Source organism: Pectobacterium sp. HCp5_1 (assembly GCF_032905925.1).
Classification (GTDB): domain Bacteria; phylum Pseudomonadota; class Gammaproteobacteria; order Enterobacterales; family Enterobacteriaceae; genus Pectobacterium; species Pectobacterium brasiliense_A.
This window is the reverse complement of sequence record NZ_JAUMIO010000039.1, coordinates 1-12586: the sequence shown is the minus strand read 5'-3', so window position 1 is coordinate 12586 and position 12586 is coordinate 1. Positions and strand designations below refer to the sequence as shown.

Below are 12586 nucleotides of genomic sequence, written 5' to 3'. Positions count from 1 at the left end.
CGTAGCCTGCGGCAGCGCTGTCTGTCAGGTGAGGTCGGCACCGTTGGTCGCGATAACCTTCTGATACCAGTAGAACGAATCCTTCCTCAGCCGCGCCAGCGAACCGTTGCCCTCATCATCCTGATCGACATAGATAAAGCCATAGCGTTTGGACATTTGTGATGTGCCCGCGCTGATGATGTCAATCGCGCCCCAACTGGTGAACCCCATCAGTTCAACGCCTTCGCCAATCGCTTCACGCATTTGCTCGAAATGTGAACGGAAGTAGTCAACGCGGTAAGGATCGTGGATTTTCCAGTTTTCGACAACGTCTTTCGCACCCAGCCCATTTTCGACAATAAACAATGGCTTCTGGTAGCGATCGTAAAGCTCCAGCAGGGAAATTTTTAGCCCGACTGGGTCGATCTGCCATCCCCAATCTGAGGCTGGCAGGTACGGATTTTTCACGCCCAGAACGGTATTCCCCGGAATTCTCTCGGCGTCCGGCTGTGTGGATTCGGTGAGTGACATGTAATAGCTGAACGACACAAAATCCACAGTGTGCTGCTTGAGAATGGCCAGATCGTCGGGCTGCATGGTGATGTGAATACCGCGTCGTTCAAGGTTGCGCTTGATGAGCGGCGGATATTCACCGAACACCTGCACATCGGCATAAAAATAGTTTTCAAGATTCTTTTTCAGCGCGGCTTCGACATCTTCCGGGCGGCAGGAGTGCGGATAGGTCGTCAGCTTGGTCAGCATGCAACCGACCTGGCTGCCGGGGATTTTTTCATGGCAGTCGCGGGTGACGATAGCCGAGGCAACAAACTGGTGATGCAGCCCCTGATAAATATCCTGCTTTGCTTGTCCCGGTGCGCTTTTCTCTTCACGGATACCCGCAGTGGTAAACGGATGACGATGGATACTGTCGATCTCGTTAAAGGTCAGCCAGTAGCGCACCAGATCCTTATAGCGATCGAAGCAGACATTGCTAAAGCGTACGAAGGCATCCAGCACGTTGCGGTGCACCCAGCCATTGTATTTCTCACTCAGCGCCAGCGGCATTTCGTAGTGTGAAAGCGTCACCAGCGGTTCGATGCCGTGCTTGCGCATCTCACGAAACAGATCGTCGTAAAACTGTAAACCGGCCTCATTCGGCGCGCTGTCTTCTCCGGTCGGAAAGATGCGCGACCAGGCGATAGAGACGCGCAGCACCTTGAAGCCCATTTCGGCAAACAGCGCCAGATCGCCTTGGTTGCGGTGGTAAAAATCGATGCCGCGCCGCTTGGGATAGAGCGCGTCATTTTTTCCGTTGAGCGCGTCGGCGATGTTTTCATCTGTCAACGCCATGTGGGCATGGTAATTCTTCAGGTCGAGATTCGGCTTCCAGGTAATGGCGTCCGCGACCGACGGCCCCTTGCCGTCTTCATTCCATGCGCCTTCGGCCTGATTTGCGGCAATCGCGCCGCCCCATAAAAAGTGTTCCGGGAATGCGATGTTTTTATCCATTACACAGACTCCTTTAAGGTCATGATGATGGTGTGAGGAGGGATGACGACGTCAGTGGCTTCCGGTATCACGCGAAAGCGCTCGCTGTTGGTAATAACCATCATGACGACGGGATCGTAACCCGCAGCGATGAGGCTATCGAGGTCAAATTCAACGAGGACATCGCCGGTATTAACCTGTTGGCCGGCTGTGACTTTCGGCTGAAAGCCCTGACCATTGAGTTTGATGGTGTCGATACCGATATGGAAAATCAGTTCGGCACCGCTGTCGGTGAGCATGCTGACGGCATGACCCGTTTCAAACACGTTCTCAATGGTGCCGTTTGCCGGAGCGTAGAGCACGCCTTTCTCGGGGATGATGGCAATGCCGTCACCCATAATACGTTTGGAGAAGATCTCATCATTCACGTTGTCCAGCGCAATCACTTTTCCTTCAATCGGGCTGGCGAACTGGCATTCGGTAACCGCGTGATGGCTTTCTTCTACGGTGACGACAGGCTTCTCTTCCCGCCAGAGGAACAGGGCGGAGAGAAAGGCGATGACAAAAGAAAGCACCGCACCGGCGATGGCATAGACGATATTCCAGCTATTTTCCGGCGAGATAAACATGGAGATGCTAGCCAGGCCGGGGCCAACCAGCGCAAAGGCTTCAATCGCCATCCAACCGATAAACGCACCGCCGACCAGACTGCCTGCGATCACGCTATAGAGCGCTTTTTTATTCAGCAGCGTAATCCCGTATAGCGCGGGTTCGGTGATGCCGAACAGGGCAGAAATACCGGCTGAAATCGCCGTTGATTTTAGCGTTTTGTCTTTGCTCTTGAGCGCAATCGCCATACAGGCACCTGATTCGGCAATGTTGTGCGCAAGCGACGCGGGCAGATAGAGCATTTCCTTGCCAAACTGGCTCATGGAGGAAACGGCATAGGGCAGCATCGGTTTATGCATCCCCGACGCCACCATGAAGGGTAGCGCCGCGGCGAGCAACCCCGTCGCCACAAAGCCCAGCTTGCTGTATAGCCAGAGGATCACGCTAGCCAGACCCGCACCGAGTTCATAACCGAGCGGGCCAAGTACCAATAGCGTGACGGGAACGGTAACCAACAGCGACAGCATCGGTGACAGGAAAATACGCAGCGCGCTCGGCGAGTAGCGATTGAAGAGCTTTTCGGTTTGCGCATAAAAAATGACGCACAGAATTGCCGGGAAAACCTGCGACGCGTAAGCGACGTTCTTCAGGTCGAAGGAGAGAAATTCTGCGCCTTCCGCCAGCTGTTTAGACATGGCCGGCAGCACCATCACAGAGACGGCGGAAACGGCAACCAGCACATTCACTTTCAACTTCATCGCGGTGGTGATACCCACCAGAATCGGTAGAAAATAGAGTGGGGCGGAACCGATATTATCCAGCACTTTATACGTTGAACTGTCTTTGGTGAGCCAACCGAGCAGATCCAGCAGCAGTAACAGCGATTTGAGCACGCCGCCACCGGCAATCGCAGGCACCAGCGGCTGAAAAATGCTGATGATAAAATCGATAGCAAAAGCGGTGCGATTGGTTTTTGCTGGCACGGCGCGATCTGTTTTCTTACGGCCTGCCGCGAGGTTCTGCACCGCCTCGTACACCTGCATCACTTCGCCGCCGATGATCACCTGGCACTGTACGTTAACCCGAACGCCCAGCACGCCCGGCACCTTTTCCAGTTCGTTCTGGTTTACCTGGCTGTTGTCATAAAGACTTAGCCGTAGCCGTGTAGAACAGTGTTCAATGTGCTCAATGTTGTCAATTCCACCAACTAACGTGATGATTTTTTCAGCGGTAGTGGCATAGGCTGTCGCGTTATTATCTGCTGCTGTGTGGCTCATACGACGATTCCCCTGATCCAGAAACGAAAAAAGACCTGAAGCTCTTCCCATGATGTTGAGTGGGAGAGCTTCAGGTCTTGCCTAGAAAACTAGTTACACGCCTGTGCTGCTGTTGTAAGTCCTCGTACGCGGGAAAGTCAAACAGATCGTGCAGCCTTAATGGGTAAGTGTGATGGCAATAGCAGAATGGAGGGGGTAGTCTGACAGCGCCGATGAATCTCAGGCATGTTGCATAAAACATGGCGCTTTTTAACCGATTATCGAAAACAGAACGAGATAAACTCGCCACGTTTGTTTCCTTTGATTGTATATAGCGCAGGTAGGGTACAGGGGCGCTTGTTAAGTCAAAAGACATCCAGCGCCTGTTTTTTAAATGAGTAGGGGTACGAAAGGTAACGCTTAAATAATCCGCGCTGCGGAAAATCGATACATAGGCAACTTGACGTATGACGAGTCTATACGGTTTTACCAGCCGCAGACGTTAGTGTCTTCATCCGCATCGTAGCCACGTACGATATTAACCAACTCTTTTACTGCTTCAGCTGAAATCGTCTTGTCTTTTAATTCTTCGACCGTAGCGAGATCTTTATCAACAGACACGCCGTTATTATTATTCGTGACTGTCAGCAAAAAACCTTTTTTATTCTCACTGGTTGAAGGCAGTTCGTTGAGTAATTCCACGACTGCACCTGCCGCGAAATCTGGTACATAAAAAGCCATCGGCTTAAGATAAACTTTTTCTGCTTTTTCATTATTTTCGCGGTTCAACAGTGTTAACGAATAGCCTTTATTTTCACTTGTCATTATGTTTACCTCAACCTTCTATCAAAATTTTTGGATCGACATAAAAGTCCACGTTAAATAGCGTATCATCAGATAACGCTTCGATTCGGTGCCATTTCTCTGGGGGGAATACGCCAAATTGTCCGGCTTCGATAGTTAGCGTTTCGACGGGTTCAGAACTTGTCTCATCCGCGTAGCCATAATAACGAATCGTCCCTTGCATCACGCACAAGCGCGGGTAAACGCCTTGCCGCGTCCCTGCATCCAAATGGCGCTTCCAGATAGACGCTGGGGCTGTTTCTTTTGTCCAGAAAGGTGTTGTACGGGTATGAACATAATTCGCTGGTATAACAATTCGTTCCATGTTTAAACCTCATGCTTTACCCAGCCACATTGCAGGGCGGGAAGGAAAAAACCATATAGTGCATATCATATACCTCTTTTAATGTTTGTGAATTATTTTCTGCTAATTAATTTTTTACAATACCGCAGCATCTCGCAGAAACGCCGTATTATCAGGGTTCAACGTTTCTCATATCGGTTATTTTTCTTCACCGATGGATTGAAACGAAAACTAACATCAAGGAATAGTTACATTAAGTTATTTTTTGATGGTCTACTTATTAGGGATGTCGAATTGAATAAATTCACCTTACCGCTACTCAATTAGAGTTATTGTTAAAAATAAATCAAAAGAGTAAAAATGAGAAAATATAACGCTACTCTATAGTGAGGTTTTAACTCAAATGAAAAAGAACGTAAAACTCAGTTCATTTTATTATGGTTTCCCCGTTTTCCTTGTTACGACGATTGATAATAGCAACGGAGAGGTCAATATTGCTTCTATATCTTCGTCAATTTCTCTCGGTGATAAAATTATTATTGGTGTCACGAAAGGAAGTAAAACCTATAGTAATTTATTATCCGGATCCGATGTTGTCATCAATATTCCGGATTACAAACTCTGGGAGAAAGTTGAAGAACTGGGTAAGTTGACCGGGAGCGATACGCTGTCTGAAGGTCAGATTAAATGGGGTGTTCAGGTCTGCCACGATAAATTCTCCAAAGTCGGCCTTCATACCGAAGCCTCTACCGATATCACGCCGCCTCGGGTGATTGAATGTCCTATTCAGGCGGAATGTAAAACCGTCAGTATGACGGACAAAGGCCGTTTTATTCTTGTCGAACTGGATATTGCCAATGTCTGGGTGGATAGCGAGCTATTAGGGGAAAATGATGTCGTCGATTCATCAAAATGGAAGCCGCTGATCTACAACTTCCGCGAATACGACACCACGGGTGACGCATTAGGTTTTAATTTTAAATACGGTCATTAATCTTATCGAGAGAACGCTGCGGACATCATTTATCCCTGAGATAAGCATCGGATGGAACGCGACATTGTTCTGATAATTTGGCGATGTGCGCTGTACAAAAATCGATATAGGCTCTGGCTGTTGAAGAGATGTGCTGCTGCTTTTTGTATACCAGATGCAAAGAAGAATAGGGCAACGGATGCTCCGGCAGCAGCTCAGTTAGCTCTCCTCTTTTGATATATTCAGCAGCAAAAAACACCGGTAGTTCAGTGATGAAATCCCCGGCAAGGGCGCCAGCCCGTAAATGAAGATAATCATTTACTGTGAATATGGCTGGGACGTCATAAGCGTGATTGCCCAGCATCCAGACAGGGCGTGCGTCAATAACGGATCCCCAGGCTGCACAGGGGAAGCGCATCAGATCAGACGGTTCAAGCAGGGGCCGTGACGCCTTCAGTAACTCCGGGCTGGCGACAAGGATATGGCGAAAATCCATTAAATGTCGTGCAACAACGGAATCATCAGCGATGGTACCCACTCGTAATGCCACATCGACCCCGTCGGATATCAGATCCACTCTTCTCTCGGTGGAATACACGCTTATCGCAATGCGTGGGTATGTCTGCTGAAACTGCCTGATGATTTCCCACCAGGGCTCCATAGACTGGGGAAGCGTCAGGCGCAGTCGTCCGGTAATATGAGGATTACCTGACACCACCGACTGTTCCGCGTCGTTAAGGATATCCATCGCGGAGCTTGCATGGTTAAGTAATCTTTTCCCGACTTCCGTTACCTTGCAGCCTTTCGCTGTTCGTTCGAGCAGCAGCACCTTGAGCTCTCTTTCCAACTCCTGAATCCTGCGACTTAGGGTCGGCAGCGGGATGTTGTTCTCTCGGGCGGCGGCAGTCAGGCTGCCGCAGCGGGCGGCCATCAAGAACATGTTAAGCGCATTCAGATCCACTATTTATTCCTATCAAATATGGAATACCTACTTTCATTTTCTGCTCTACATACTAAAGAACTGACTCAGTAAAACGTATCTGTTTTCAGATAACAGGTCGTTAAAAGCCAGAAGAGGCAAAAATTATGCGTAAAACAGCATTGCAACACTTTGGGCGAGATTTCGACTTTCCTAATGCCATCAAGGGATTGCCAGTTAAGCTCTCAGATGTGAAAGGTTTGGAGATCGGTTAATTCCAGACGAATGATGGTGTGTCACTATCCTATTGGAAAGCAGGTAAGGGTACTTCGCTTGTTTTTATCCCTGGATGGTCATCCAACGGCGTTGAATACATCAATCTCATTCATCTTCTGAAAGAGGATTATGAGGTGTGTGTGGTTTCCAAAAAAAATTGCACGGCCTACGCTGGTGGTATCTGGCGAACCCAGTAACTGGGTGGAAAGTCAGCGCTGGATAGCGGAAACCGTGCCTGTCCTGCATCTGAAAGAACCGCTGAAATTCTCTGAACAGCTTAAAACCTTCCTGCAGAAATAAATTCAGTCACCCTGCGAAGGGGCAGTTATTTTTCCTCGCCTCTGTCTGGAAGATTCTCTCCGGTAAATTTGAGAAGAATTAATTAGTTACCGGGAAATAGTGCCTCTTGACTGAGAATACGTGAGCGGCAAACTTTTAGGATCTCATCGGCGAGGGCCGAATCATCAGGGCAGGCACGAGACAGTACCAGAGCACCAACAAGGTGAGCAACGGCGCTAATTCTTTCGGCGCGCACGTCGTCTCCCGACCCATTCTCACTTTCTAATGTAGCCAGTTGATTCTCAATTCCAGCTGCGAAACTTTCCTTAATTGATGCTGACTGGCGTGCTGAATCAACACCAAGCGCTGACATCACGCAGCCATTTCCCATCGAATCACGATGCTTGCGAGAGAGATATTGCTCTATAAAACCAGCCATATCGATACCCACGGTATTTTCTATCGAATGCGAAAAACCGCAGCTCATCGCCTCCGACATCAAATCTGCCTTGGAGCTAAAGTGTTTGTAAAATCCGCCGTGTGTTAAACCTGCGGCTGACATGAGTTCAGCTATACCCACGCCGTCATACCCCCGCTCACGAAATAACACCGAGGCTGTCTCAACGATACGCATTCGATTTTCGCGAACCTGCTCTTTCGAAACTTTCATCGTTTTATGGCCTTTTCTTAAAAATATATGCCACAAGTATACATTGATGATGATCGTAATCAAACTGTTTGACTTTTTAGATTACGATCATCATCATTATATCTAGCGTTTTATAAATCACTATCAAGGGAACAAGCATGACGAACCGACAATTATTCCAACCCTACAGTCTTGGGCCATTAACGCTCACCAACCGCATTGTGATGGCGCCGTTAACACGCAATCGTGCCGGAAAAGGTCTGGTACCCAGCGAACTGACAGCAACGTATTACGCACAGCGTGCCACAGCCGGTCTGTTGATTACTGAAGCTACGCAGATCTCTACACAAGCGCAGGGCTATCAAGATACCCCAGGGATCTATACGCCAGCGCAAATTGCAGGATGGCGTAAAGTGACTGATGCGGTTCATGCAAAAGGCGGGCATATCTTCGTACAGCTATGGCACGTAGGGCGTATATCGCATGTCGACTTACAGCCTGATGGCGCAGCGCCAGTTGCCCCTTCAGCCATTCGAGCCAAGACGAAAACGTTTGTGAACAATGGGTTCTCTGACGTCTCTGAGCCACGTGCGCTTGAGTTGCAGGAAATTCCGGGGATTATCGATGATTTCAGAAAAGCCGCTGCTAATGCCATTGCTGCTGGGTTTGACGGCGTTGAGATCCACGGTGCGAATGGTTACCTGCTGGAACAGTTCCTCAAAGATGGGGCGAATCAGCGTACTGATGAGTACGGCGGCTCTGTCGAGAATCGTGCGCGCCTGTTGTTAGAAGTCACGGCGGCCGTTAAAGAAGAGATTGGTGCAGATCGCACAGGTGTGCGCATTTCACCGGTTTCCCCTGCTAATGCGATTTCTTGCAGTGATCCGCAGCAACAATATGACTATGTCGCTGATCAACTCAATGCGTTAGGCATCGTGTATCTCCACGTCGTTGAAGGCGCTACGGGCGGCCCGCGTGATGCAGCACCGTTTGATTACGATTCTCTGCGTCGACGCTTTAAAAATACCTACATTGGCAATAACGGCTATGACCTGACGTTGGCTTCAACTCACCTCTCTGAAGGCAAAGCCGACCTGTTCGCGTTTGGTCGTCCGTTCATCTCCAATCCTGATCTGGTCGAAAGGCTGAAGACGGGCGCACCTCTGGCCTCACTCAATCCTGAAACACTTTATGGCGGTGGCGCCCAAGGGTACACAGATTATCCGTCGCTTGCCGAGGCCAGCAAGTAAATCTGTGAGTGTCACGGTTCTACATACATCGCACATTGCGAATTCTGTTTACACATTAATAGAGAAGATCAACTTATGACTAAAGCTTCAGTTCTCATTACAGGTGCATCCACGGGTATTGGTGCAGTTTACGCTGAACGTTTCGCCCGTCGGGGCCACGACCTTATTCTGGTTGCTCGTGACAAAGCAAAGTTAGAGGCATTGGCCGATCGCTTGCGACAGGAAAATGGCATTTCTGTCGATGTCTTGCCTGCTGATCTCACGCAAACGAACGATTTAGCTTTGGTCGAAACCCGTCTGCGTGAAGACACGCAGATTGGCATTCTTATCAATAACGCGGGTATCGCGCAGTCCGGCAGTTTTACAGAGCAGACGCCTGAATCGATAGAAAGCCTTATCGCACTCAACGTCACCGCTCTGACGAGACTGGCCAGTGCCGTTGCGCCACGTTTTGTACAAGCAGGTGAAGGCTCGATCGTTAATATCAGTTCCGTCGTAGGCCTGGCCCCGGAATTTGCCATGACGGTTTACGGTGCAACCAAAGCCTTTGTTCTTTTCCTGTCTCAGGGAATGAATGTCGAGCTATCATCTAAGGGCGTTTATATCCAGGCGGTGCTCCCTGCTGGCACTTACACGGAAATTTGGGATCGTGCGGGTATCGATATCACTAACTCGCCAAAATTCATGGAAGTGGATGAGTTAGTGGATGCCGCACTGGTTGGCTTTGATCGCCGTGAACTCGTCACTATCCCGCCGTTACATAATGCTGCACGTTGGGACACCCTCGATACTTCACGTCAGGTTCTGCTTTCAGACATCAAACAAGATGAAGCCGCAGAACGATATAAAGTCCGTTAACCAATGAGCCGCACTCTGCAGGACGCGAATAACAGTCTTTGGCTGTTCTGCAGAGGAGTATGCCCCAAACCACTTATGAAGATCTTATCTCAGCATGGCAAATAAACGTGTAGTGCTTGTTACGGGGCCTCATCAGGAATTGGTGAGGCATCGGCTAACAAATCAAACGGCTCAGAGTTCACATCCTAAGTTGCGCTACACTGCGGGGACATTGGCAGGTCAGTTGAATTTTTTGCTTAGATTTGTGCCCGTAAAATTCCTCGACCAAGTGGTGCGTAATAGCCTTCAGCTTGATACGACAGGATAAATAGAAAATGAATAATAAGACGATGAAAGCCTTCACGTTTAAACGTTATGGTAAGCATTCTGAATTGGGATTCGATGACGTAGATTATCCTTCTCTCAACGCTGATGAAATCTTGGTTAACGTTTACGCTGTGGGGCTAAACCCTATCGACAATATGATCCCTACCGGAATGTTTAAGCCAATTTTGCATTTTACGTTCCCTGCAACATTGGGCAGTGACCTGTCTGGTGTCGTCATCGCCGTAGGGAGCCGTGTGACTCGTTTCGCGCCAGGCGATGAAATTTTTGCCAGCATTTTCGATAGCGGAATGGGCTCTCTCGCCGAATTTGCCGTGGTACCTGAGAACGCGGCGGCCATGAAACCAGTAAACCTGGATTTTGTGCAGGCGGCTTCACTCCCGATGGTGAGCCTCACATCTTGGCAAGCACTGATCGAGCGTGCCAAACTCCGGCCTGGTCAGAAGGTTTTTATCCCCGCAGGTTCGGGGGGAATTGGCACTTTTGCGATCCAATTGGCGAAATACCTTGGTGCAACGGTGGGAACGACCACGAGTACAGGCAACGTCGAATGGGTAAGTCATCTTGGTGCAGATGACGTGGTTGATTATAAAAAGCAAGACTTCGAAAACGTGTTGAGTGGCTATGATATTGTACTTGGCACTCTCAGAGGTGATGCGATTGAAAAATCTATCAACACGCTTAAGCCAGGAGGAATAATTGTTTCTCTCATCGGGCCGTTAGATGCTGCATTCGCACGGGCTCGGCGGCTAAACGTCTTTCTAACTTTTGTTTTCTGGTTGATGAGCCGGAAGATTATGCGCCTTTCGAAAAAGCGGGGCACTGCCTACACATTTCACTTCGTTCGACCTGATGGTGCTCAACTGACCCAAATTGGCAAACTCCTTGAAACGGAACAAATCAAGCCAGTGGTCGACAAGGTGTTTTCGTTTGCTGAAACAAAAGATGCACTTTCCTATCTTGCCCAAGGGCATACAAAGGGAAAAGTTGTCATCAAGATGCAGGGGTAACTTCTTTCCGTAACAACGAAGTAATCATGCTATGAATCTGAGATTCCTAAGGCGTTATTAGAAGGTTTTAAGTTGCGGATTTTTGAGTCGTTAAGAGACATTTGGGGGGCACACTCCGTCATCGAACCAACTTGACCCCAAGTCTGACCACCACATTTTCCCGATGCGGAGGGAAAACAGAATGTGTACCGGAAAGACTTTTGCAGGTGAAAGCATTGAATAAGATGATAAAAACAAAAATCCCGCTTAAGTTTCCTTAAGCGGGATTTTCTAAATATGGCTCCTCTGACTGGACTCGAACTTCATCTATGACTCCTATTATTAATGGCTTTATGCAATTTATGTGATTTTTTACCAGCATTTTTACCATCATTATTTAATCCAATCACATAAAATGTCAATTAAAAACAATTGGTTGTTGTCATAACGTGTTGTCTATTGCTGTTTGTTCAAGGTTTGATGTTCAACATCATATTGTCAGTGTTATTGTGTTTTTTATGGTTAATAAGTAGTTAGTTATTGACTAAAATCCCAATTTTTAACATTGTCCATTGATTGGTTCTGAAACAGGTTGAAGCTGAATTCACTACGCGAGTGGATTTGCATCCACTTAATCATCTCCAACAAAACCTGAAACACCTACATACATGCGACAGGCTGCTTTGAACGAAAGCAGACATTGGCATATTAAGAAACATAATCAATGTGCAGGTAGTCCCGGATAGTTATTTTCATCTATGTCTGGATACTTATTGGTTTTACCTCAATCACTGTATTTTTTTACGCAGAGCATTAGCACGTCTCTGAACCCCGATTTTGGGATTAAAGCTCAAAGCTTTTTCATAGGCATCAAGAGCATCACTAAAGTTACCCAGTAAATCATTTGCTTCACCTTTGATGCGAAATGCAGTTGCGGCCCAGTAATTTTGGTCTTTTGCCCCTTCGTTAAGAGCCATATCTATCGTTTTCAATGCTTGTAGAGCATTTTCCTCATTGGGAGAGTTTTTTAAAAGCTCTCTCGCGGCCCCTATTTTGAGGGTGAAATCTCCTTTATTTAGGCAAGCATCTTTATACGCTTCCGCATCAATGGAAATACCGGTTGCTGAGTATCTGAAATGTCCAATATCTTTACATTTAACTTTCAGTGATCTTAGCACTCCGCTTTCATCGAGATCGAAGGAGTAACTATCAGCCCATCCATATTCAGGCTTTACGGAAAACATTGTAGTTTTTGACTGCAAATTTATTACCTCAAGGATATTTCCATCATTACCCGGCGCTCCAGCAGTCTGAACCGATGCGTACCTACCACACTGAGAAAGACCGATATTGTATATATTTGCTTCATAATGGCGTCTAAATTTTTCATTTCCTTCAGCATCAATAGCAATCAGATCAGACTGTAATGCAGAACCGAATCCGGCGTCATGAACAATATAATCACCTTGACCTGCTCCCAGTTGATTAGTACACCCCGATGTTAGTAATGTCTTCATAAGCCACATGAGGACATCCCCATGAAGAAGCGTTTTTCCGACCAACAGATCATCAGTATTCTCCGCGAGGCTG

General features: G+C 47.8%; 12 protein-coding genes and 1 pseudogene. 6 read left to right on the top strand and 7 right to left on the bottom strand.

All coding sequences use genetic code 11. The features are described 5' to 3' along the window. Nucleotides 1-24: 24 nt before the first annotated feature. The 4 genes from Q3A88_RS19065 to Q3A88_RS19050 form a co-directional block, all read right to left on the bottom strand. Nucleotides 25-1488 carry a glycoside hydrolase family 1 protein gene (locus Q3A88_RS19065; protein WP_317178447.1) on the bottom strand — a complete coding sequence of 488 codons (1464 nt, stop codon included), beginning with the start codon at nt 1486-1488 and terminating at the stop codon, nt 25-27. Then, complete coding sequence (locus Q3A88_RS19060; RefSeq protein ID WP_317178446.1) at nt 1488-3353, bottom strand: beta-glucoside-specific PTS transporter subunit IIABC; 1866 nt, start codon at nt 3351-3353, stop codon at nt 1488-1490. The genes Q3A88_RS19065 and Q3A88_RS19060 overlap by 1 nt, the downstream gene beginning before the upstream one ends. A 465-nt stretch (nt 3354-3818) precedes the next feature. Beyond that, on the bottom strand, nt 3819-4157 hold the full coding sequence (locus Q3A88_RS19055; RefSeq protein WP_039287634.1) for a DUF1869 domain-containing protein: 339 nt from the start codon (nt 4155-4157) through the stop codon (nt 3819-3821). 10 nt (nt 4158-4167) lie between these two features. Further along, the gene (locus Q3A88_RS19050) at nt 4168-4500 is read right to left on the bottom strand and encodes a DUF1971 domain-containing protein (RefSeq protein WP_014914776.1); all 333 of its coding nucleotides are present in this window, start codon (nt 4498-4500) and stop codon (nt 4168-4170) included. Nucleotides 4501-4882: 382 nt separating this feature from the next. Between Q3A88_RS19050 and Q3A88_RS19045 the strand changes: the two genes are divergently transcribed. Next, on the top strand, nt 4883-5473 hold the full coding sequence (locus Q3A88_RS19045) for a flavin reductase family protein (protein ID WP_110162672.1): 591 nt from the start codon (nt 4883-4885) through the stop codon (nt 5471-5473). A gap of 25 nt (nt 5474-5498) precedes the next feature. On the opposite strand, the gene Q3A88_RS19040 is transcribed toward Q3A88_RS19045, so the two are convergent. Then, complete coding sequence (locus Q3A88_RS19040; protein WP_317178445.1) at nt 5499-6413, bottom strand: LysR family transcriptional regulator; 915 nt, start codon at nt 6411-6413, stop codon at nt 5499-5501. Nucleotides 6414-6785: 372 nt separating this feature from the next. On the opposite strand from Q3A88_RS19040, the gene Q3A88_RS19035 reads away from it, so the two are divergent. Then, entirely contained in the window at nt 6786-6947 is a 162-nt protein-coding gene (locus Q3A88_RS19035; protein WP_317178444.1) for a hypothetical protein, read from the top strand. An 82-nt stretch (nt 6948-7029) separates the two neighbouring features. Here the strand turns inward: Q3A88_RS19035 and Q3A88_RS19030 are convergent, their stop codons facing one another. Then, nucleotides 7030-7596, bottom strand: coding sequence for a TetR/AcrR family transcriptional regulator (locus tag Q3A88_RS19030; protein WP_110162671.1), 567 nt, complete (start codon nt 7594-7596; stop codon nt 7030-7032). Between the two features lie 137 nt (nt 7597-7733). Here Q3A88_RS19030 and Q3A88_RS19025 point away from each other — a divergent pair, with 137 nt between their 5' ends. The 4 genes and pseudogenes from Q3A88_RS19025 (at nt 7734) to Q3A88_RS19010 (ending at nt 11017) form a co-directional block, all read left to right on the top strand. Continuing rightward, nucleotides 7734-8825 (top strand): alkene reductase, encoded by a 1092-nt coding sequence (locus Q3A88_RS19025; protein WP_317178443.1) that lies wholly within the window; start codon nt 7734-7736, stop codon nt 8823-8825. 75 nt (nt 8826-8900) lie between these two features. Continuing rightward, a complete protein-coding gene (locus Q3A88_RS19020) occupies nt 8901-9683 on the top strand; it encodes an SDR family NAD(P)-dependent oxidoreductase (RefSeq protein WP_110162669.1) in 783 nt (260 codons plus the stop codon). A gap of 166 nt (nt 9684-9849) precedes the next feature. Further along, nucleotides 9850-9990, top strand: a pseudogene (locus Q3A88_RS19015) (short-chain dehydrogenase/reductase); the annotation flags it as partial. Nucleotides 9991-9997: 7 nt separating this feature from the next. After that, entirely contained in the window at nt 9998-11017 is a 1020-nt protein-coding gene (locus Q3A88_RS19010) for an NADP-dependent oxidoreductase (protein ID WP_317178442.1), read from the top strand. Between the two features lie 767 nt (nt 11018-11784). Here the strand turns inward: Q3A88_RS19010 and Q3A88_RS19005 are convergent. Beyond that, nucleotides 11785-12586 (bottom strand): tetratricopeptide repeat protein (locus Q3A88_RS19005; protein WP_317178441.1); only part of this gene is annotated, 802 nt, incomplete at its 5' end.

Coding starts and splice junctions, on each gene's coding strand:
- Q3A88_RS19065 (WP_317178447.1), bottom strand. CDS start 1,488: ATGGATAAAAACATCGCATTCCCGGAACACTTTTTATGGGGCGGCGCG.
- Q3A88_RS19060 (WP_317178446.1), bottom strand. CDS start 3,353: ATGAGCCACACAGCAGCAGATAATAACGCGACAGCCTATGCCACTACC.
- Q3A88_RS19055 (WP_039287634.1), bottom strand. CDS start 4,157: ATGACAAGTGAAAATAAAGGCTATTCGTTAACACTGTTGAACCGCGAA.
- Q3A88_RS19050 (WP_014914776.1), bottom strand. CDS start 4,500: ATGGAACGAATTGTTATACCAGCGAATTATGTTCATACCCGTACAACA.
- Q3A88_RS19045 (WP_110162672.1), top strand. CDS start 4,883: ATGAAAAAGAACGTAAAACTCAGTTCATTTTATTATGGTTTCCCCGTT.
- Q3A88_RS19030 (WP_110162671.1), bottom strand. CDS start 7,596: ATGAAAGTTTCGAAAGAGCAGGTTCGCGAAAATCGAATGCGTATCGTT.
- Q3A88_RS19025 (WP_317178443.1), top strand. CDS start 7,734: ATGACGAACCGACAATTATTCCAACCCTACAGTCTTGGGCCATTAACG.
- Q3A88_RS19020 (WP_110162669.1), top strand. CDS start 8,901: ATGACTAAAGCTTCAGTTCTCATTACAGGTGCATCCACGGGTATTGGT.
- Q3A88_RS19010 (WP_317178442.1), top strand. CDS start 9,998: ATGAATAATAAGACGATGAAAGCCTTCACGTTTAAACGTTATGGTAAG.